Annotated in this window: 16 protein-coding genes; 5 read left to right on the top strand and 11 right to left on the bottom strand. The window is 55.1% G+C overall.

The window, feature by feature from the left end:
* Positions 1–50: 50 nt before the first annotated feature.
* The 8 genes from AB3L03_RS10170 to AB3L03_RS10135 all read right to left on the bottom strand — a co-directional run bounded on the left by AB3L03_RS10170 (position 51) and on the right by AB3L03_RS10135 (position 10,769).
* On the bottom strand, positions 51–1,943 hold the full coding sequence (locus AB3L03_RS10170) for a right-handed parallel beta-helix repeat-containing protein (protein WP_368508521.1): 1,893 nt from the start codon (positions 1,941–1,943) through the stop codon (positions 51–53).
* A 62-nt stretch (positions 1,944–2,005) separates the two neighbouring features.
* Positions 2,006–3,268, bottom strand: coding sequence for a hypothetical protein (locus AB3L03_RS10165; protein ID WP_368508520.1), 1,263 nt, complete (start codon positions 3,266–3,268; stop codon positions 2,006–2,008).
* A 98-nt stretch (positions 3,269–3,366) separates the two neighbouring features.
* A complete protein-coding gene (locus AB3L03_RS10160) occupies positions 3,367–4,215 on the bottom strand; it encodes a hypothetical protein (protein ID WP_368508519.1) in 849 nt (282 codons plus the stop codon).
* Positions 4,215–5,330: a glycosyltransferase family 4 protein gene (locus tag AB3L03_RS10155; protein WP_368508518.1), complete on the bottom strand. Its 1,116-nt coding sequence runs from the start codon at positions 5,328–5,330 to the stop codon at positions 4,215–4,217. The genes AB3L03_RS10160 and AB3L03_RS10155 overlap by 1 nt, the downstream gene beginning before the upstream one ends.
* Entirely contained in the window at positions 5,327–6,709 is a 1,383-nt protein-coding gene (locus AB3L03_RS10150) for an oligosaccharide flippase family protein (RefSeq protein ID WP_368508517.1), read from the bottom strand. Before AB3L03_RS10150 ends, AB3L03_RS10155 begins: the two co-directional genes overlap by 4 nt.
* A gap of 1,021 nt (positions 6,710–7,730) precedes the next feature.
* Positions 7,731–8,786, bottom strand: coding sequence for a hypothetical protein (locus AB3L03_RS10145; RefSeq protein WP_368508516.1), 1,056 nt, complete (start codon positions 8,784–8,786; stop codon positions 7,731–7,733).
* A gap of 3 nt (positions 8,787–8,789) precedes the next feature.
* Positions 8,790–9,395, bottom strand: a complete 606-nt coding sequence (locus AB3L03_RS10140) for a WcaF family extracellular polysaccharide biosynthesis acetyltransferase (RefSeq protein WP_368508515.1) — start codon at positions 9,393–9,395, stop codon at positions 8,790–8,792.
* A 12-nt stretch (positions 9,396–9,407) separates the two neighbouring features.
* The gene (locus AB3L03_RS10135) at positions 9,408–10,769 is read right to left on the bottom strand and encodes an undecaprenyl-phosphate glucose phosphotransferase (RefSeq protein WP_368509028.1); all 1,362 of its coding nucleotides are present in this window, start codon (positions 10,767–10,769) and stop codon (positions 9,408–9,410) included.
* 443 nt (positions 10,770–11,212) lie between these two features.
* Here AB3L03_RS10135 and AB3L03_RS10130 point away from each other — a divergent pair, with 443 nt between their 5' ends.
* The 4 genes from AB3L03_RS10130 (at position 11,213) to AB3L03_RS10115 (ending at position 16,111) form a co-directional block, all read left to right on the top strand.
* Positions 11,213–12,157 carry an ABC transporter substrate-binding protein gene (locus tag AB3L03_RS10130; RefSeq protein WP_368508514.1) on the top strand — a complete coding sequence of 315 codons (945 nt, stop codon included), beginning with the start codon at positions 11,213–11,215 and terminating at the stop codon, positions 12,155–12,157.
* A 750-nt stretch (positions 12,158–12,907) separates the two neighbouring features.
* Positions 12,908–13,882, top strand: coding sequence for a GDP-L-fucose synthase family protein (locus AB3L03_RS10125; RefSeq protein WP_368508513.1), 975 nt, complete (start codon positions 12,908–12,910; stop codon positions 13,880–13,882).
* Between the two features lie 29 nt (positions 13,883–13,911).
* Positions 13,912–15,108, top strand: coding sequence for a glycosyltransferase family 4 protein (locus tag AB3L03_RS10120; RefSeq protein WP_368508512.1), 1,197 nt, complete (start codon positions 13,912–13,914; stop codon positions 15,106–15,108).
* Positions 15,109–15,124: 16 nt separating this feature from the next.
* Positions 15,125–16,111, top strand: a complete 987-nt coding sequence (locus AB3L03_RS10115) for an NAD-dependent epimerase/dehydratase family protein (protein WP_368508511.1) — start codon at positions 15,125–15,127, stop codon at positions 16,109–16,111.
* A 73-nt stretch (positions 16,112–16,184) separates the two neighbouring features.
* Here the strand turns inward: AB3L03_RS10115 and gmd are convergent, their stop codons facing one another.
* The 3 genes from gmd to AB3L03_RS10100 all read right to left on the bottom strand — a co-directional run bounded on the left by gmd (position 16,185) and on the right by AB3L03_RS10100 (position 18,395).
* Positions 16,185–17,276 carry a GDP-mannose 4,6-dehydratase gene (gene gmd / locus AB3L03_RS10110; protein ID WP_368508510.1) on the bottom strand — a complete coding sequence of 364 codons (1,092 nt, stop codon included), beginning with the start codon at positions 17,274–17,276 and terminating at the stop codon, positions 16,185–16,187.
* Between the two features lie 191 nt (positions 17,277–17,467).
* Complete coding sequence (locus tag AB3L03_RS10105; protein WP_368509027.1) at positions 17,468–18,001, bottom strand: transglutaminase-like cysteine peptidase; 534 nt, start codon at positions 17,999–18,001, stop codon at positions 17,468–17,470.
* A 217-nt stretch (positions 18,002–18,218) separates the two neighbouring features.
* Entirely contained in the window at positions 18,219–18,395 is a 177-nt protein-coding gene (locus AB3L03_RS10100; RefSeq protein WP_368508509.1) for a hypothetical protein, read from the bottom strand.
* 1,390 nt (positions 18,396–19,785) lie between these two features.
* Between AB3L03_RS10100 and AB3L03_RS10095 the strand changes: the two genes are divergently transcribed.
* Positions 19,786–20,817 carry an IS110 family transposase gene (locus AB3L03_RS10095; RefSeq protein ID WP_368508508.1) on the top strand — a complete coding sequence of 344 codons (1,032 nt, stop codon included), beginning with the start codon at positions 19,786–19,788 and terminating at the stop codon, positions 20,815–20,817.
* Positions 20,818–20,992 lie beyond the last annotated feature (175 nt).

Here is a 20,992-nt window from a genome sequence, read left to right as displayed (position 1 = left end):
ATCAAGTTCTTTCGGTACTCCATCTATCAAAGATAAGCTCGTGCCGCAGGTTAGTGATTGAAGTACAAGAGGCGCGCCAAATTCTCTTCACGAGAAGCAACGGGCAGTTTCGATTTGGCGGCAAGCTGCATTAGCTGTTCCGCCAACCGTGAGGCGTACAAGTCTGTGGTGGCGGGGGCAGGGTAGTTGGTGTTCCCTTCCAAGCCCAAATAGACCGCGTCAGAAGCGAGTCCATACTCAGCTAAGGCACCTCCGATCACAAGATTACGGCTAACGATATTGTTGAGCGGGGACGCTGGGTCTTCCTGAGGTAGGCGGGCTAGCTGAGGATATCGCTTGGTCCAGATATTACTCATGTAAGGGACGGCATTCAAACGATTTTCCAATGTTCCCCCGGTCAGCCCTTCACCCCTTCTATGAATCCAAACGGAGCCATGGGCCGACAGCAGAAATGCATTTTCTGTTATGAGGTTGTCTCGACCGCCGTGAATGACGACAGGCCGATTTACGTTTAGGAAGACGTTTCGGCGGATCAAATAGCCACTCTCTTGATCGTCAAGATAAATTCCCGAGACAAATGACGGGCGGCCGTCACTGCCTGGCGGCATCCCAATATCGTGAAAAAAATTGCCTTCCATGACGTTTCCACGTTCGGTCCAGTCTCTGCCGGTGTAGATAGCCCCTGCATCATCGGAACCCCACACTACGTGACTGATCTCGTTGCGAGCGAGAATGTTTTCGTTCCCTGTCACGAGGACTGCAGAATGAGATCCGTTCGTTAGAAAGCATCCCTCAACGCGATTTCCAACTCCTTGCAGTTTCACCGCCGGCCGGTAGGTGAGCGAATCCATCCCAAAATTCCTGACCACAGAATCGCGCAACTGATGTCCAGAGGGCGTGAGGCTAACGCGATTTCCGCCCACGAGCGAGACGCCCGTTTCCGCTACGTCTCGGACGACGCAACGGTCAATAATCACGTTGACACCGCCGTCCACCGAGATGCCGTCAACACCGCTAAGGCCGACGAAGCAGTCGCGAAGGATAATATTTGAGCTATTTCGGATCTTAACCGTGGTGCCGGAGGTCTTCTCAAACGATACGCGCTCTATTACGACATCGTGTGCACCATCAATCTCCAGAAGTGTGTCTGTAACCGCAATTTCGAATGAAGCCTCTGAAGCGTTCGGTAGCACAGTCGCCGTTAGCTGGTTGGCATCGAAAACAAATTCCCCCGGCTGCGAAAGCTCGCTCTTTGCGTTTTCGATGAAGAACGGAAAGTGGCCGCGTACCTTGCCTTCCCCTCTCACGGGGCCAGCTCTCGCGGTACCATCAGAAAGAAACTGAGTTAGAGGTAATTTTTCGAAGGCCCAATCTGCCTTCCAGTAGCCACCTATCCATACCTGTTGCTCTCTCTTCCACTTCTCGAAGAGCGGTGCGGTGAAAGTGATGATGCTGCTCTCACCGTCACTTGTAGCGACTAGTTCCTTTGAGAACCCATGCTTTGGCCACCGCGCGGGGCGGAGACGAGCTTCACCTTGAAAAAGCTCCAAACTAGAATGGTCTACGTTTACATAGGAGCCCCTAGGAGTCAGCCTTGGCAGAGGACTTCCCGCGAGGGGCGTTAAATCTAATACTACTGGGGTGTTGGGATGGCGCTGCTGAATACCAGAATAACCGTGCTTTATTGGCAAAATTCTTGATCCGGCTAAGATCGTTTTCCCGGCGGCGCTACCTCTGATGATCGTCGGGTTGTCGGGTTGGCCAGAGTGAGCGGCCGTGATTCGGATGGGGGCCGTTAGTCGGAACGTACCGGCCGGAAGTTGGATAATCCGGTCCGCGGTTGATCCTGTCGCGGTGCCGTCAATCAGCTCGAACAGATTCTCCTGGTTGAGTGGCTCTGCGAAGATCCGCGATCCGTTGGCCGATCCATAGGTCAGGAGCATCCAGCAAACGAGCAGGACTGCAGACATTACTCTCAGGGTCGCGCGTCCCTTGGAGTTCACGCCTAGCATCTCGGTCCGCGCTTCAACTTGGCCAGCAAGCTCTTGCTACCGGCCAGCAAGCCAACACCTATTCCGTACCACATGCAAGTCGGACGATCGCCAAATGTGCCTGCGAGGAACCCGTACGTAACCATGCCTATTACGATAGTCGATCCCCAGGCGCCGAGCTCCACTAAGCTCCTTTCGCTAAAGATGACGTTACGGCAACTCTGCAAAAACGATACTGCCTCGTAGGCTTGCCAAAACAAAAGCGCTAGGAGTGGTGCTCCACCCACGATCCCACCGATGAATAGAATGCTCCAGTAATTCTGATGACCAAAACCAAGGCTATGAACCTTGGCAACGCTGTCGCGTCCAACGAGTAGCGCTGCGATGCCCGCATCGGTGCCCACCAGGGATGTTTCCGCTGCAATTCCGTTTCCAAACAGAAATTCAGTTCCTCCGCGTGTAAATGAGTCACTCATAAACTCGACTTCTGCGCGACGAGTAAGCAATGTGGGATCGGCGCCAAGCTCATTGGAGGCGAATATTCGAGCTATCCAGCGGTCGGTGAACCCGGCGTCAAAGGCTTGATCTGCTCCAATCAGTGCAAGTAGTAGGCATGAAAGCAATATGGCCCGCCCAACGACCGCTGGTTTCAGAAGAATGTTGGGTGTTTTAAGATAGATGAAAGTCTGTGTAGCCGCGACGAGAAGTTGTGATCTGGTTACCGAAACCAGCACCAATCCGAGGCTCGTAACAATGACGGCTAAGTCGAGGAAGCGGGTTTTAAATAGGAATCTGAGGGCGATAAGTCCTAACCCAGCGTTTATGGAACCTGCGAGAATCTGGTAGCGGACAGTAGTTACATCAATTCCGATAGTGGACGCGATGATTGCAAATCGTGACAGGAGAAACAGGAGGCACAATCCCTTCAGTTGCCTAAGAAGTAGCTCTTGATCTGTGGACGCCTGAATCGCACGAACCGTCAGATAGATCGAAGTCACGAATAGGCATGCTGGAATTGCGCTTGTAATGATCGAGTAGAGTTCCTGACCTCGAACGTAACCGACGAAAGCGCCGAGGAGGCAAAACCAGCTGACGGCAAAAAATGGCAGGGGAGAGTAGCCGTCATTGGTTGTGGCTGCGGTCCTTGTGCGAAGCAGAAATAGAACAGAAAGCGCCAAATACAGCGCCAACAGAATCCCCTGAACAATAGCTCCTGCGCCGGCGCCCTCGCTTTTGAAATCAAAGGCCATGGGAATCATCGCGATGATGTACAGCAACGACGTCCGGCCAGCGGGTCGCGTAGCCAACGACAAAGTGGATATCTGCTGGAGAGGAGTTGGTCTCATTTTCGTCGCTCTCGATGGAAAGTGCTCAACTAGTGGTGCTGTCCCAATATTAAATCGCGGATCGTCTCAGCGACGAATCGGTTTCCATGAAGGTTCAGATGTATCCTATCCGATCTAAGTGCTACTGGTATGATGTCGTCTGCGTTTGATGTACAAGTGGGCTGACATTCAAGCGTGTTGCCTCTGTCAATCAATGCACGGCGGATGTCCAGGTAGTTGTCGTTGTACTTCGAGTGCAGGGCTTCATTGATCGCCTGAATTTGGGCGTATGACGCACTACCTCGCGGCTCGTCTGCTGCATTGGGTATGCTCAAAATGTAGAACCGTTGCGTGCGCCAGTGCAGAACGATTGCCGCTATGTCGGAAAGCACATCGTCTACGCGCTGAAATCCGTTTCTGCCTGCCCAGAGAACCAGCGTGCAATCTGCGAAGGCAGAAGGGTCGGCTTCGAACTTAGAGTTTTCGGCAGCTGTACCTCGCGGTGTTGCCGTACGTGGCTGGAACCGATATCCAGTAGCTCGATTCCAACTCAAACGACCTGGGACGCCGCTTAGCTTGCCCTCGACCGCGGCGTTCAGGCCTGAGAAGGCAAGGATCTCGGGCTGGACACTTTTGATCGTCAGCCCGTCGAGAGATGGTGTGCGAACATCCATGACAACTGTCACTGGAATTGCTCCAGCGCGTGCCGCTATTGATCTAGAGCTTTGTCCGCCAAGGCCAGCATTAATGACTTCGATTTCAGGCAAGCGTGTTGCAAGCTCAGGAGCATACGCGGCGGTCAAGCTGTCTCCCAATGCATAGATGCAAGGCGATCGAGCATACATTGGGGCAATTGACAAGCAATAGAGCAGAATCGTGAGTGCTGTCTTGGAGCCCATCAGCTAGCCAAAGCGGATTCTCTGGCCAATGCTTTGGCTAAAGATAAATATGCTTGCGATGTCCGTCGTATGTCAAACTCACCGAGTTGACGTGGCGTGCGCTCACCTGTGGAAAGAAGTTGTTTCGCGGCAATCGAAAAATCGGGGCTGTGCGGATCTGCTATCCGAACGTTAGCCATATTTGCCGCAAATCGGAAGGCCGAAATATTGGAGACGAGCGAGGGTACATTGCATGCAAGAGCCTCCAGAAAAGCGATGCCCTGAGATTCTTGATCAGATGGCATCAGAAACAGATCGGCTGCGGATAGAAGGTCAACCACGTCGTCACGGCTGCCTAGAAAGACCACCCGCTCACTCAGAGACTGTCTCGCAAGGACTTCTCGCAGTGTTGCTTCATAGTTCGCATCTTCAGTTAGCCCAGCGAGCCACAAAGTGGCGTCGTAACCCTCGCGTATTAGTGTGCCGAGCGCAGCAACTGATGCGTGTTGCTGCTTAACCGGAGAGATCCTCCCAATCTGAAGCAGTATCTTTTGATCCGGCCGGATGTTCATAGATTCTCGTACCGCGCGTTGCGGCTTCGGCTTAAATTGAGAGAGGTCGATCCCATTTTTAATCACGCTGGTCGGAATTCGACAGCCGAAGCGCCGCTCGTAAGAATTCCGTCCCTCCTCCGAGACGGCAACAACATGGTCCGCACGTCGCCAGATCATGCGCTCGAGCAGCCGGAGATATGCGTCCGAAAAATCGTCGTTGGAGGCGCTGTGCAAAACTGTAACGAATCTAGATTCACTATTCGAGCCTGCTAAGGCTAACCGACCATATAGGGCAGGAAGAACCGAGTGAGCAAAAGTTACCGACGGACGATATTGGCCGTAACACCGAATGAGATGAATGAGACGCTCGTGCTTGCCCAGCTGACGAGCCGGGATGAACAATGTTACTCCAGCCTCCTTCAGGATCCGTAAGTTCTTTTGGAAGGCAGGTTCAGCTGGTGAAAATGCGGCTACAGCGACATCAGTTCCCAGGGATCTATGCTGCAAGCATAGATCGGAAACGAGCGTTTCCGCACCCGAATATCGAGGTGTGTGAACTAGATGAAGAATGCGCAATGTCATAGACGTGCCCTCGAAAGTAGCCGAAGTCGGTGGCGCAAAGTCTCGTTCTGTGTTCGGAACTCCTCTAGGATGATCTTTAGTGCACGACTAATCGACGGTGATAAGCCGACCAAGCAATCGCGACAGTTGAGCACCGTCGTCAGGACTGCACCCAGTCCTAAGGCTGCCGAAGTCATAAGTACGAAGGCCGTTGGTCCAAAAAGCCGTCCGAACAGATATCCCAATAGTGGACTGCCGATGGTTGTGATTAAGTGGCCCGCCAAGTTCCATTTTACTAAGCCTCGAGCCAGGCCGAGATGGTAGGCTGGCGCTCCCAGTGCGTTGAGTAACCAGCCAACGGACAAGAGTACAGTGAACGTTACGAAGAGACCGTTGTAGGAGCCGAGCCAAAGATGAGAGATTAGGGGAGAGAATGCGCCTGTCGAGAGAAGGGCAGTGACCGCAAAGAGTGCAGACTTTGCCAGCGTTTTCTCATAGAGGGCAGCTACCTCATGTGGCCTTTCCTGGCCTAAATGAGCAAATGCAGGAAGGAGCGCCTGCATAGGGGCTACTACGAGGTGACGGGCCTGAAGAACCAGTCGATATGCCATTTCGAAAATTGCTAGGACCTCAAGTCCGCATGCGGACGACATCGCAAGTTTCGTCGCTGGTTCAAATGAAAATGAAATCAGATTGGCAAACTGCAGTTTCATCCCAAAGCTGAAGAGTTCACGAAAGATGCCCAAATCGAAGTGACGGGGGAAAAAAGGCACCAGGTTTGTTCCTACAAGCTTTCTAAAAGTGAGCCATGCGATGGCGATCGAGACTGCGCTTTGTGCGATCTGGCCTAGCCCCATCCCGATAAGGCCAAAAGAGGGTACGCAGATGAGTGCGGTTGCTACTTGGGCGACTGTGCTCAGAAGAACGATCTTGGACTTCAGATCCGCTCTTTGTGCTCCCACTAAAGCACTCAGAATAACAGCGTTGACGTTAAGTAGGGCGAACGAAGCTAGCGCGTAAGGAATCAGTGACGCAGCCTCAAGTGCGGAATCTGCAGGCACTAGCAATTTCACCCCGACTGAGAGCGGAATGGTGAGTATAATGCTGGCGATTGTGTAAATCGCAATGTTGGTGCAGAGTGCGGTCTCCACAAAATCGCGAGCTTTGATAACGTTCTTGTCTGCAAGGGCTTCCGCCACAAAGCGCGCGAGGCCAGCTGACGCGCCGACATCTCCTAGGCGAGCGAGAGATGTCGTAGCCAACACCAAAGACCAGATTCCCAGAGACCTCATGCCTAATGAAGCAAGAACGTATTTATACAGAATGAACAGCGCTACGCCGGAGGTTGCGACCTCGGCGATTGACCATAAAGCAGAACGTTTAAGATTGAAGTCGGTCATGCAGCTCTCTGCCCCCTCAATGTTCGGGCTAGCAGGGCTAGGTCTCGCTCCTTCATGAACTTGATCTTGCGAAGAATCTTAGTGCGATCTTGAGGCTCGGGCTTCCAGGTCGTCAATCGCTCGGACGCGGAGTTGACTTCGCCGAAGGGCAGCCTCAGCGCTGGGTGCTCTAGGATGTCTGCTAGATCGGCTAGGTAAGAGCTCTCGCGCACTAGGGAGGGCTTGCCCAGCTGAAATGCTCTCCCGAAAATGCCAGACGATTGATTATAGTGCGGCGAATAGCAACTCCACACTAGATCGGAAGCTCCATATAAACTCAGAAGTTCTTCATCTGAAACCATTCGGTCAAATACGACTCCGCCTAACGCCTCCATTTGTAGAGCAACTGCCTTTAGCCCCGACGCGATTTTCCCCGCAGTTATAAAGAGAAATTCCTCACGCAAGTTTGGCGCTTGGTTCCAGAGGTCGCAAAAAAATCAAATCCTTTGATCGCATTTTGACCACCAAGAGCAGCCACGACTCGACGCCTGCCAGCCAAGGCTTTGACTTGATCGGCGATATCAGTCGTATGGGAAGTTCCCAATGCAGGGTGCAAATAGCTCAGGTCCCAGAACTGAGCGTCATGAATCCATCCTGTCGCGACGCTGCTGAAGCGCTCGTCTAGTCCAAATGGAAGAATAATAATAATTTCCGTCTTTGGGAGCCGCCTTAGAACTGCGAATAGGGCCCGTTTGAAACGATACTTGAAACTCGTTGTGAGAAAGCATTCAGCCGGCCGAAAAAAAGTCCGACCGTAGGTCTTCCGGCTGCGGCGTTCCGGATCGCCATCAAACAGAAGGCGACTTTATTGTCGTCAAGCATAGGGAAGAAGTCGGCAATAGTATTGGCTGGATCTGCCTTTAGCCGAAGCCCAACCTCACGAAGGGCGACCGCTAGTACCTGTTCGTACGATTGTCTATGGCCAATTTCGGAGAAGGTCTTTAGGGCGACGTTTTGCATTCGGGCGGATAGCAATACAGGACTAGTTTTTACCACGCGCGACCTCATCGAGAACTTGGCTGTAGTGTCCTTTCAAGAAATACAATCCGTCTTGCGGGATGGCCTCTTGAAGATCGTGATAGAGACGGCCATTTTCGGCGAGCAGGTTTCGGATAGCTTCGGCTACCCCTGCAGGCGAGAAGCTACAAACTAGGCCAAGCCTGCGTTCTTTAACAACTTCGGAGGTGTAAGTGCCCTCGTTTGTAAGGATCGGCCTTCGGAAGGCGCCCGCATGATAAATGCGATTTGGAAGAAGCCATTGCTCATTTTCATCGGCATGTGGATCGAGCAATCCCAAGATCAGGTGATGAGTATGACAAATTTCGGGAATTTCCAAGTGCGTGAATGTTCCTTTTAATTGCACATTTGGGAGCAAGCTGAGGCGAGACAGCAATCTCTGATCGATATCCTTGCTCGCGTACCCGTAGAGGCTAAACTCGGCTTCAATGCGAAGTTCTTCCGCGACAGTCGCAATAATCTCGAGAACCCGCTCTGACCTGAAGATTCCAGCGTACACTATCTTCAGCGGGGGGGGGGCGGTGACTGGCTGCTTGTTTTCTTGGTGCATGTCAGTCGTGAGATAATTCTCAACAACTACAACTTTGTTAGAATCAATCTTTCCAGAAAAATGCTTGCTGTAGAATTCGGGGGAGGTAAGCAGTAAGCGGTCTGCTTGCTTCAAAAGGAGAGCCTCAACAGCGCGCAGTGCTGGTGAGATGAACTTATGCCTAAGAAGGTGCGGATTAATATCAGAGACGTCCCAGATGAGACGTTTCGCGGGCCTGAACAGTTTCGCTAAAGATCCAACAAAGCAAGCATCGGCCCCCCAAAGCCACCAGATTGCATGATTTGACCGCATGAGGAACATAAACAATCTTAGATAGTCTAGTGAGGCTATCCGCACTAATAGCGACCGGCGTGTCTTGTCGATCTCGGTTATGTATTCTTCGATCGAGCATTCGCTTGCCGCGGCATCTTGCATTCGACGGACGTGCGAGGAGTGCCTCGGTGCGAAGCTAACAAACAAGGCTGACTTCATGCTTTAACCCGCCGCGTAATTCGCTGTTGTCGATCGCGTTGCAGGTGGAAGCCTGTCTCCGATCTTTTTCAAAGGACTCCCCGCCATGATCGCAGAAGGGAGCACATCCTTTAAGACGGTGCTACGTGCGCCAACTATCGCCCCGGCTCCGATCGTTACGCCGGGCGCAATGAAACAATCTGCAGCGACCCAGGCTTCGCGGTCAATTGCGACAGCTTTTGCGACCAACGGAAAACTGATGTCGTTATAGTCATGGCTGGCTGCGCAGACATACGAGCGTTGAGAGACGACCGCGTGTTGCCCGATAGTGATGGGACCCAAGCTGTAGAGTTCAGCGTTGTCGCCAATCCAGCAATGGTCTCCTAACCTCACTTTCCACGGATAGGTCACTCGCACAGTTGGCCTTATGAGCACGCCCTTGCCAACCTTGGCTCCGAAAAGTCGCAACAGCATGCGGCGCCAACCGTATGCAGGCTGGGGCGACCAAGCAAACAAGGTTTGCTGAACCGTCTGCCACAACAAGACGGTCAGACCGGATCTACCTCTGAATCCGGGGGGCGCTTTGGATTGCGAGAGGTCCTGAAACCTCGGTCGCACGTTGTCGGCCATCAACATCTCAACTCAATATGCGTTTGGGCGGGCAAAACTGACCATCAAAGTTCTTAATAGGATCCTGATGTCCAGCGCCGTGCTCCAGTTGTTGATGTACCACAGGTCATGCTCCACGCGCTTCTGCATCAGGTCGAGCGTGCGGGTTTCTCCGCGATAACCATTAACCTGAGCCCAGCCGGTGATGCCGGGCTTGACGTGGTGGCGGAAGGCGTAGTTGCCGATGATCTGCTCATATTCGGTGTTGTGGGCGGCCGCGTGCGGGCGCGGGCCGACCAGCGACATCTCGCCCTTGAGCACGTTGAAGAGCTGCGGCAGCTCGTCGATCGAGGTCTTGCGCAGCCATTTGCCGATCGGCGTGACGCGCGGGTCGTTCTTCTCCGCCTGCCGAATCGTCGGGCCGTCCTCCAGCACGCGCATGGTGCGGAACTTGAAGATCTTGAACGCGCGACCGCCAAAGCCGTGGCGGGTCTGGCGGAAAAGCACCGGTCCCTTCGAGCTCAGCTTGATCAGGATCGCGGTCACCAGCATCACCGGCGCGAACACGAAAAACGCAAGACTGGCGCCGACGAGGTCCAGCGCGCGCTTCAGCGCGCGCTCGTTCCAGGACAGCGGCGCGCGGCGAAGCTCGGCGGTGAAGGTGTTGCCGGTGCCTTCAAGCGGATAGCGCAGGAAGCGCGCCGTGTTGGCGTCCGGCACGAGATGCACCGGGAGCGGCAGGATCTTCAGGGCGTCCAGAATGCTGTCGATCGCGTGTTGCCGGCTCCAGTTCATCAGCAGGAAAACGTGCTCGATCCGGTTCTCGCGCGCATAGGTGATCATCTCCTCGAAGCGGGGCGCCTGCGAGGACAACAGCAGCGGCGAGGCGAGGTCTTTCGCGGGGATCTCCATCACGCGCATCAGGCGGTAGCCGTGCTGGGCGAGGTCGTCGATCGCGTTGGAGGAGGCCGCAAGGCCGAACTCGGCGATCATGATCGCCCGTCCGTTGGCGAAGGCGCCGGTGCGCAGGGCCCGCGCCGTCCAGCGCGCGGCGGCCGTCTTCCAGGCGAGGAGGAGGGTGAGGCCGACAAGATAGAACGAGATCGCGGCGCCGCGGGAGAACCCCTCGCTGATCTTCATCGTGAAGGCGATCGCCAGCAGCGCGCCGAACAAGCCTGTCCACGTCGCCAGCGTCGTCCGGAACGTGCGCGGCAGGTTGGTGATGGCCTTCAGGCGATAGCCGTGCTGCACCGTCGTCAGCAGGATGAAGTTGATGGCGACTAGAACGCTCGCCCCGGCATAGACGTCGGCCTTGCCGACGACCCCCGCGCTCGCGAGGAGATAACCGGCCGCGCAGCCCATCCCGCTGACCACGATCAGTGCCGCATCGACCATGCCCACCAGACGCTCCACAACCACAGGGCGCATCCAGCTCGGCGTAAAACTTGTAGGCGCCGCAACCGCTGGCTCGACCACACGAATGTCCGTCGCAGAATCAGCCACCGGTACTGGTCGAGTGGAAAGAATCGTCATCCTGCCAAACCCACTGACTCAAAATTCATTATCCGAACAAGCCGTGCTATCGGTCAAAGTCGCTGTTAAAACAAGGCGAAGGAAAAATTAACCTTACCCCACAAGCTGCATTGTAGTCCATCTCGCCTCGACTGATATGTTAAATTTCACAACCCGTTAGGAAGACCTCGTTGCCTCGAACCCAGTCCCGGCGGCGGGCCCGGCCGAGAGGAAAGCGCTACCTCGCCATTGGCCTTGCTGTTGTGGCCTTGTTGGGGACCGTGCTTATCCTTATTCGCCCCGACGCAACCCCCGTCCGAGCTCCGATGAGTTCCGAGCCCGTCGCGGTCAAGCTCCTCCTCGATGGGCCGTACGGCGCGAGGTTTGCTGGCGAACTCGCTGCATCGAATGAAGGATATTTCTCCTCCCGCATTGAGTTGGCGGCCCAACCCGCCCTTGACTTCGTCCAGACGATTGCACGCCAACATGCTATCGGCGTGACGAGTGGCCAGAAGTTTCTGCTGGCGAGCTGGCGCGGCGTCCCCGTCACCGCCTTCGCGGCGAGCTTCCTCGATACCTCGGTCGCGATCTTCACGCTCGAAAGCTCGGGGTTGCGGCGGCCGGTTGACCTGGTCGGGAAACGGGTCGGGTATCGCAGAGCGAGTGAGGGAGAGGTCGTCTTTGATGCCATGATGGCGCAGCTCGGACTTCCCCGCAGCCAAATCATCAAGGTCCCGGACCGCGACAGCTTCAATGCTCTCCGGGCCGGAGAAGCGGATGCGATCATTGCCGCCATCGACGAGCAACCCGATCCCTCCAGTCCGACTTTCGCAAAGCTGAACGTGATCAAGCCGCAGGACTACGGCATCCATGTCCCAGGCCAGGTCTATTTCGCGAGCAATGATCTCATCCATGACCAGCCGTCCGTGATCGCCGATGTCCTTCAGGGCCTCATTCGAGGATGGCAGTTTGCCTACGCGGACTATGCACGGAGCGTGCCCGTTCTCGGTGGCGCCGGCCCGGCCAAGCTGAATTCCGAGCGGCTGAGATTCGAGTTGCAGCAGCAGCGCCCGCTGGTATTGCCGACAGGCGGGCGTATCGGCGACTACGACGAAAGCCGCTGGCGGACGCTTCGGGACATCCTCCTCTTCGCCAAGCTAGGTGAGGAAGACGTGCCGCTGGCTCAGACGGTCAACTACCAGTTCCTTCGGGATGTGTACCGCCGTTCACCGGACCTCGCTGCCCCAGGCGCCTGGAGTGGGGAGAAATAGGACCAATAAGCCACACCCGTGCGCCATGTCGTTCCGAAAGTCCGTCGGCCGCCCGGCATGAGTTGCATTTCCGCCGGTGGCCTTGGTACAGTCGGTTCACTATTTGGGCCAATCGCGGAGTGGCTTATGCATCGTGACGTTGGTCGGCTGGGGGCTGACAAGCGACTCGGGGATCAAATCCGCAGGGGCAAGGAGCTTTTTGGGATGTTTAAGACGTTGATGCGAGCGGGTCTTTTGGCCGCAACTGTTAGCTTTTCCGCGGCGAGCGGAGCGAGCGCGGCGATGCAGATGCCGGCACCTGCGGCCTTGCTTACGGGTGAGGGCCAGGTGACGCCTATTACCTTCTGGGCGCAGCCTTATCCGTATCGGTATGCGCCGTGGCGCCGTTGCCCGCTGGTGCGGGTCGAGACGCCCTATGGCTGGTATATGGATCGGGTCTGCGCGCCTCTCGGTCCTGTCCTGCGCCGGGCGTACTGAGGATTACCTAACAGGCGGCGTCTGCCGTTTTTCGATGATGTCTAAAGGCAGCCGCACAGCCGATGCGGCTGCCTTGCTCGTTTTTGTTTCATTGTGTGCTGACCTTTTGTGCGCGCGGCGCAGGTTCACCATGAATATCTTTGTCAGACCGGGACAGGCTGTCGCATGGTGAAGATTGTGTTACCAGATTGCCGGGGCTGCATCGGCAGCGTGATTGCGTAGTGCGGCGGCCGCCGGATGATCCGGCCAAGCCGGACGCTGGTAGAGGATACGATGGCAGGGGTTTCAACCTACGATCTCACGGGCAAACGTGTCTTCGTCGCGGGTCACCGCGGCATGGTCGGATCAGCCGTCGTCCGCAGGCTTGCGTCAGAGAACTGCATTGTCCTGACGGCCGACCGGCGTGAGCTGGACCTCACAAGGGAAGAGCCAACGCTGAAATGGCTCGAGGCCAATCGTCCAGAGGTGGTGGTTCACGCCGCCGCAAAGGTTGGCGGTATCGCAGCCAACAACAATCTCCCGGTCGATTTTCTCTGCGACAACCTGGCGCTGGAATTGAGCGTGATCCGCGCAAGTCACATGGTTGGCGTACAGCGCCTACTGTTCCTCGGCTCGTCCTGCATCTATCCCAAACACGCCAAGCAGCCGATCGCCGAAAGCGAATTACTGACTGGGCCGCTTGAGCCGACCAACGAGTGGTACGCTATCGCGAAGATCGCCGGCCTCAAGATGTGCCAAGCCTTTCGTCGGCAATATGGCGATGACTTCATTTCGGTGATGCCGACCAATCTCTATGGCCGTGGCGACAATTATCATCCGGATCATAGTCACGTTCCGGCGGCACTGATCCGGCGCTTCCACGAAGCCAAGCTCGCAAAAGCACCCAGTGTCGCCGTATGGGGCACCGGTACGCCGCTTCGTGAATTTCTCAACGTCGAAGACTTTGCGGACGCGTGCGTTTTTCTTCTGAAGAATTATTCGAGTGACCTGCCGATAAACGTCGGGAGCGGAGACGAGTTGTCGATCGCAGACTTCGCAGCGGCTGTAGCTGATGTTGTCGGCTACGAAGGTAAATTGATTTTCGATGCGTCCAAGCCCGACGGCACGCCGCGCAAGCTCCTCGACAGTTCCCGCGTTCGCGAACTTGGGTGGGCGCCAAAGACGCCCTTGTCGGTTGGGCTGGCTGTTGCCTATGCAGATTTTCTCGAGATGGGTGGACGGAACATGCGTGTTGGCGTCCAAGCTTAGAGCTCTGCCCGTTCAGAAGAGATATGCAAGTGATCAAGAATATCCTCTATCTTTCCCCGTATTTTTGGCCTGAAGAGATCGGATCTGCGCCATATTGCACGGAGCTTGCGATTTGGCTCCAGGAACATGGATTTCAAGTTCGTGTGGTCGCTTTCCGCCCACACTACCCAACAGTTGAAAAGTTCGGCGGCTGGCTTGACGGTCGGCGGGATGAGGAGAGCCTGCACGAGATAAAAATATCTCGCATTCCTGTAAGCGAGCGAGGTGCGGGAGGCTTCAAAGAGCGAGTAAAGAACGACATTCGCTTTCTGTTTGCCGTGCTCAGCCGGGCTGTTCGCCGCCAATTTAGAGCGACTGACATAGTGGTCGCTTACGTGCCCAGCATTCTAACGGTGTTCGGAGCGTTAGTAATCAAGCTGCTTTCAGGAGCAAAGATCGTTACGGTTGTGCACGATATTGAGAGTGGTTTGGCTCGTTCTCTCAAGATCGCCACCAGTCCGTTATTGATTTCGCTAATGCAGGTGGTCGAGCGATTCGCGCTCAATCGGTCCGACCAGATCGTTGTCTTGACCGACGGCATGAAAAGTGAACTTCAGAAGCTTGGCTGTAAGAAGCCGATTTCTGTCATTTCAATTTGGGCGACTCCCTCGCGGGAGGCGCCGATGCCGCATTCGCCGCCGGTTTTGATGTACTCTGGAAATTTTGGAAAAAAGCAGAACCTCGATCAGCTTTTGCCTTTGATCAAGCGGCTGTCGGTTGAGCGTGGTGACGTGAGAGTGGTCATGCAGGGAGACGGCTCGGAAAAGCATCGCATTGCTCGCCTGTTTCAAGACGCCGGCATTGCTGATGCGATCTTTCTGCCGCTGGCAAGCAGCGAGAAGTTCACGGAAAGCTTGCAGGCGGCTAGCCTCCATATGGTCCCGCAAGCGCTTGATGTTGCCAATTATGCGTTGCCGTCGAAGCTATTTTCGATCATGGCGGCTGGGCGTCCTTATGTCTGTATCGCAGAGCCAAGCAGCCCCTTGGATGTTTTGACCGAACGTTCCAATGCAGGGATATGCGTTTCTCCTGGCGATGAAACCGCATTGTTTGAGAGAGTCGTTACTCTCATCGACAGCAAGGAGGAATTGGAAGCAAAGGGACAAAACGGTCAGTCCTTCGTGGCCAATTGCATGAACAAGCAGGCTATTATGCGTCAATACTTATCGGTGATTGAACAGGCATGACCTTAGAAGGTGGGTTATGAAAGTTGATAAACGAATTGCTGTTGTTTTCGGAGGACACGGATTTATTGGGTCGCATCTAGTTCGAGCCCTCATTGAGTCTGGTGACTATTCGAGGGTGGTAAGCGCCGATATCGCGCCCCATCAAAGATTCGAGACGGTTGGCGTCGAGTATGTCCATTGTGACGTTCGACATCCGATTCCTCCTGAGTTCATTCCTGACGTGACGGATATCTATAATCTGGCGGCCGTGCACGTTACCCCAGGTCACGACGATTGGGAGTATTATTGGACGAATGTTACTGGCGCCTTGAATGTAACCGATTATGCCCGTCGGACTGGTGTCAGCGCTTTGCTTTTCACGAGCTCGATATCGATATACGGACCGAGTGAAGAGGAAGTCTCGGAGTTGTGCCAACCGAATCCCGAGAGCGCCTATGGCAAATCGAAGCTCTTGGCTGAGCGGGTACACGAAGTATGGCAACGCGAGAGCGCCAATCGGAAGCTTGTCATTGTTCGACCTGCTGTCGTTTTTGGCTTTCAGGAACGAGGTAATTTTACGCGACTAGCTAGGACTCTAGAAAGGAGAGCATTTTTCTATCCCGGTAGACGGGATACGAAGAAGGCGTGTGGCTACGTCAAAGACCTCGTTGCATCGTTCGAATTCGCTCTAAGGAGTGATGAGAAGCTTGTTACTTACAATTTTGCATTTGATGAACCGATTACGACTGAAAAAATTTGTGCCGCATTTCGCGATGCGGCGCACTTACCTAAGCCCGTCGGTACGATACCGTTGCAGCTGATCCTTCTTGCAGGACTTCTCTTTGAGATGCTTTCGAAGATCGGCATCAAGACTTCCGTTAATCGAGCTCGCGTGATGAAGTTGTTTCGATCGACAAACATCGTGCCGCGAAAACTTCAAGAAGCTGGTTTTGTAAGGAGGTTCGATCTTGTGAGCGCTCTCCAAGATTGGCGCTCTTGTTCCGCGCTGGGTCGGTTCGAGTAGAATTCTAGGCAATCGGTTGGCAGGCTCGCAAGCGGCGGTCACAAGGGTGACCGCCGCTTCTTTCTATTATTGCTTATTCATGGCGTGGGAAATACCTAAAGCCGTGCTGCTTGATGAGTTCATCTCGCTTCGCAGATTCAAGGTCTTCTTTCATCATCTCGCGCACAAGACTCTCGAAAGAGGTTACCGGCTGCCAGCCAAGCTTTTCCTTCGCCTTGGACGGATCTCCAAGCAAAGTGGCGACTTCAGTCGGCCGGAAATAACGCGGATCAACCGAGACCACGCATGTTCCGCTTGCCACATTGTAGCCCTTCTCGTCGACGCCGGACCCTTCCCATCCGATCTTCATGCCGACTTCGCTCGCCGCGACGTTGACGAAGTCTCGCACCGAATGTTGAACGCCCGTTGCGATGACGAAATCTTCCGGCTTTTCCTGCTGCAGCATCAGCCACTGCATCTCAACATAATCGCGCGCATGTCCCCAATCGCGCAACGCATCGAGGTTTCCGAGATAGAGCCGCTCTTGCAGGCCCAAATGGATCCGTGCCAGTGCGCGCGTAATCTTTCGGGTCACGAAGGTCTCGCCGCGGACAGGAGATTCGTGGTTAAACAGAATGCCATTGCAGGCATACATGCCGTAGGCTTCACGGTAATTGACCGTGATCCAATAGGCGTAGAGCTTGGCGACCGCATATGGTGAGCGCGGATAAAAAGGCGTGGTCTCCTTTTGGGGGATCTCCTGAACCAAACCATAGAGTTCAGACGTTGAGGCCTGGTAGAAGCGCGCCTTCCTCTCCAAGCCTGTAATGCGCATCGCCTCAAGGATCCGCAACGTGCCAAGGCCGTCGGAATTCGCCGTGTACTCGGGTTCCTCGAACGAAACCGCAACATGGCTCTGCGCTGCGAGATTGTAGATCTCGTCTGGCTGCACTTGGCCGACGATACGGATCAAGCTCGAGGAATCCGTGAGATCGCCATAGTGAAGCCGGAAGGGCGGATTGGGCTCGTGTGGATCGAGATACAGATGGTCAATGCGGTCCGTATTGAAGAGGGAGGTTCGACGCTTGATGCCGTGGACCTCGTACCCCTTCTGCAAAAGAAGTTCAGCCAAATAGGCGCCGTCCTGGCCGGTGACGCCGGTGATAAGTGCTCGTTTCTTTGTCATATCAATCCCATAATGAAGATTTGTGCTTACACGAAATTGGCTTCACTAGGGAGGGTGAAGCCGAGCAAAAATCAAGCCTTAGATTAACGGCCTGCTCTGTCCCGTCTGGATGCTCCGGGATCCCCATTATGGTTACTCTGAGCTTCCTTGCCAACGAGGAGGATACTCGCGAGCCGTATTCTTCGAACGTCCTAGAAGACACCAACTTGGCGCGTCCAATACCGTGGATCAGTTTCCGATTCCGCCCGCACCAGGATGTATCGGTCTAAGGCATCCACGAGCGGCGTGACCACTGGACTTAGGTTATCGAGTACAAGGACCGCTCTTCCCTCACGCACGAGCAGTACAAGGTGGTGCTCTCCGGTTGCTCGGATTACCACTTCTGCGAGAAGAAGAACCGAACTGGGCCAACCCGATCGAAGTAATAGATGGCGCTTGGTAACGGCGTAGTCGCCGCAATTGCCCTGGGAGGGAAATATCTGCCATTCCGCGTCACGTCGGCTTGCGAGCAGATCCTTTGGAGCTATGCCGAAATTCACCGTCGAATTGATTTCAGCGAGCTCTCGCCAACGCTGAATCGAGGAGCGGAAATCTCTGATTCTGCAATCGTCGTGGCGTTGGCAGTCCTCCGGATATTGGACGCAGAATTGTGAGAATGAAAGTGGCGGAGCCACTGCTTGAGATTTGTAGTTTGAATAGGCTGGCTGGCTGCAAACGCAATACATTGTGGCCAGCATGCGGAGAGCATGTCTGATCATTGAAATTCGCCTGATCATTCCTGATTGCTTGAACGAACTATATTGCGTTGCAATGGAGGTGCTATGACAATTGTGAGGCAACTCATGCTCAATTGTGGAGCAGTGCGCTGGGCAATCTGGACCATAAATCGTTGCCGGATGAAGCTAACGTCGAGGCAAGGTCTCATCAGCAAGAACCTTTTCGCTAGAGCTTGACGCCGCTTGGCCAACCTTTGCGCTCCGCAGCATTGGCAAGATCAGCCATTTTTGAGCGCCGAAAGTTGTTAATCTCCTTCAGCATCATTAGGCGTGGAAACTGTGCTCCGTTCAGGGGCGATTCAAACGGCACGAGGATATCGCGCGCTTGAACATAGGCTTCCATGCTGATCGAAGCCGTACGATCGCAGGCGGGCCTCGATATCGAGCGCAGCAGAAGGATCTAGCTGCCAGTCCCGTGCGTTATTGATCGTGTAGATTTCAGCTACATCCTGAAAGTCCGGCGCAATGCCGGCGACATCAATACGCCGCAGCGTCATCTCGATTGCTTTTTGACGGCAAGTATTCAGAAGTCTATGCCGCAACACGCGATAGCCGCAACGCACTGCGCGACTCTGAGAGCGTTTAAGTAGCAGATATCACATCGGGAGGACGTTTATGAAACGCCACCGGTTCAAACAGTTAAGACGCTAGGCCAACGACTCCTCGAGGAAGCTAGGGGCAAGGGAAAAGGCGGGGCACCTGCCTCCGGGTGCGGAACGTGAAGACCTTTTGAAAGGCCCACGTGCGATATCGCCGCCCATATTGATGAATGGCTTTCCTTCCCGGATTGCAGGCGCGGAAGTAAGGCGTATGCTTCTAACTGATTTGCAAACTGAGGGAGGTGCACTTGGCAGCCGACCTGGTTTTTAAAGTTGCCATAATAGGGCTAGGTGTATTTTCGACGGTTCTAGTCTCTATGTTGTACTTCAATCTGTAAAGGCAGAGGCTGCGCCTCGGTGCGCGACCTCGTTGATTCAGCCCGCAAGCGACGTCTGCTGGTAGTCCATGGCGTCTGTTAATGCGGTGCAGCTATATGTCTGTTCATAGCGCAGCCCGGCAGTTCGCAACCGAGCGCCCGACCGACACTTTTGGCCGCAGCGGACTCCAGTCCATCGAAGGGGAAACAACCAATTAAATAATTTAATTGCGTTAAAATTTAATGCGCTTATAATATAATCCATGATAGGCGCTTTGATCATAGGGACGCTACTGGCCGGATCGCTGGCCCTCGTCAGCTTGCTGGTCATTTATCCGTCGCTTACCTGGTGGGTCGACGAATAGAACTGCGAAATCGGGCCTAGGTTGACGGGAGTGGCGGTCACGCAATGGTTGGTAAACGGCACGCTAAGTTCACCTTGGAGCCACGATCCCGCCGCAACGCACCTGCATCCTCCGCAAGGGCGTCTCAGGAGACTTCATGGAAGAGATCGCAATCACGTTCGTCGCCGTCGCCTTTCTCGCCCTTGCCGGCCTCGTGGTCGTGGTCAAACCATCGCTGAGCTTTTGGCAGAACGACGAAAGCTAACGATTTTCTGTCCTGCGACCAAAGCCCGCGTATTGTTGCGGGCTTTTTGCTGCCCTGAAGGGAGTGAACGTGGTTCTTGCGAGGTGCGGCTTGAGCAGGGAGCTCTTTGGCATTCCCGCTTCTGATGCTGTGGACGGCTCCTCCACGGGCACGAGAGTGCCAAAGACTGGGCGTCGTTTAAGGCTCCCACGATTCGGAGGAGCAACCTATGCAGTCAGTTTCAACAATTGGTCTGGATATCGCGAAGTCGGTCTTTCAAGTACATGGGGTCGATGCAGCCGGCCAGGTGGTCATACGCCGTCAGCTCAAGCGCCGCTTCGTGCTGTCCTTCTTTGAGAAGTTGCCGCCGTGTCTAGTTGGGATCGAGGCTTGCGCTTCATCGCACCATTGGTCCCGCGAGCTGCAGGCGTTGGGGCATACGGTGCGTCTGATGCCTCCGGCCTATGTGAAGCCCTACGTCAAGCGGCAGAAGAAGGACAGCACCGACGCGGAGGCTATTTGCGAGGCGGTCACAAGGCCCAACATGCGGTTCGTGCCGACCAAGACGAACGAGCAACAGAGCTGTCTGATGCTTCATCGCGTACGCCATCTCTTCATTCGCCAGCAGACTGCTGTCATCAACTCGATCCGTGAATATCTGGCCGAGTTCGGGATTGTTGCCCCCGTCGGGCGCAGGGGTGTCGAACAGCTGTTGGAAGTCGTCGCCGATCCAGCTGACCGCCGGGTCCCGGAGGTGGCCCGCGCGTGTCTTGCGGCTCTCGGCGGTCAGTTGCGGGTACTGAAGGCTCAGATCCTGGAGTTCGACAGGCGCATCATTGCCTGGCATCGATCAAACGCGACGAGCAGGCGACTGGATGCGATCCCTGGCGTCGGTCCAGCACTGGCAACGGCGCTAGTCGCAAGCGTTGCCGATGCGGGAACCTTCCGGTCGGGGCGGGACTTCTCGGCCTGGGTCGGACTCGTGCCGAAGCAGAACTCCAGTGGGGGCAAGGACAAGCTTGGCCGTATCAGCAAGCAAGGCGATCGCTATTTGCGCAGCCTGTTCACAGCGGGCGCACTCGCCGTGATCCGCTATGCCAAGATCCATGGCACGAGCCATCGGCCTTGGCTCACTGCGTTGTTGGCACGCCGCCCCACCAAGGTCGCAGCCATCGCACTCGCCAATAAGCTCGCCAGGATGGCATGGGCGATGATGGCCAGGAACGAACCCTACAAGGAACCCGCCGCTCTCACGGCGTGAACAGATCACAGCCGGTCATCCGGCTGTAACGTAACGGTTGGAAAGGGCGAACAGCACTAATGCAGCGCCGGTCGATCCGGCGATCAGGACAACCCACATGGGCCAGGGCATCTTCGAATGCGTGCTTTTGATCGGGACCTGATCCGCGGAGGGCATTATGGCCAGCGGTCATGAG

Source organism: Bradyrhizobium lupini (assembly GCF_040939785.1).
In the GTDB taxonomy this organism is placed as follows: domain Bacteria; phylum Pseudomonadota; class Alphaproteobacteria; order Rhizobiales; family Xanthobacteraceae; genus Bradyrhizobium; species Bradyrhizobium canariense_D.
Note: the sequence above shows the minus strand (reverse complement) of the source record. Positions and strands in the feature narration are given on the sequence as shown.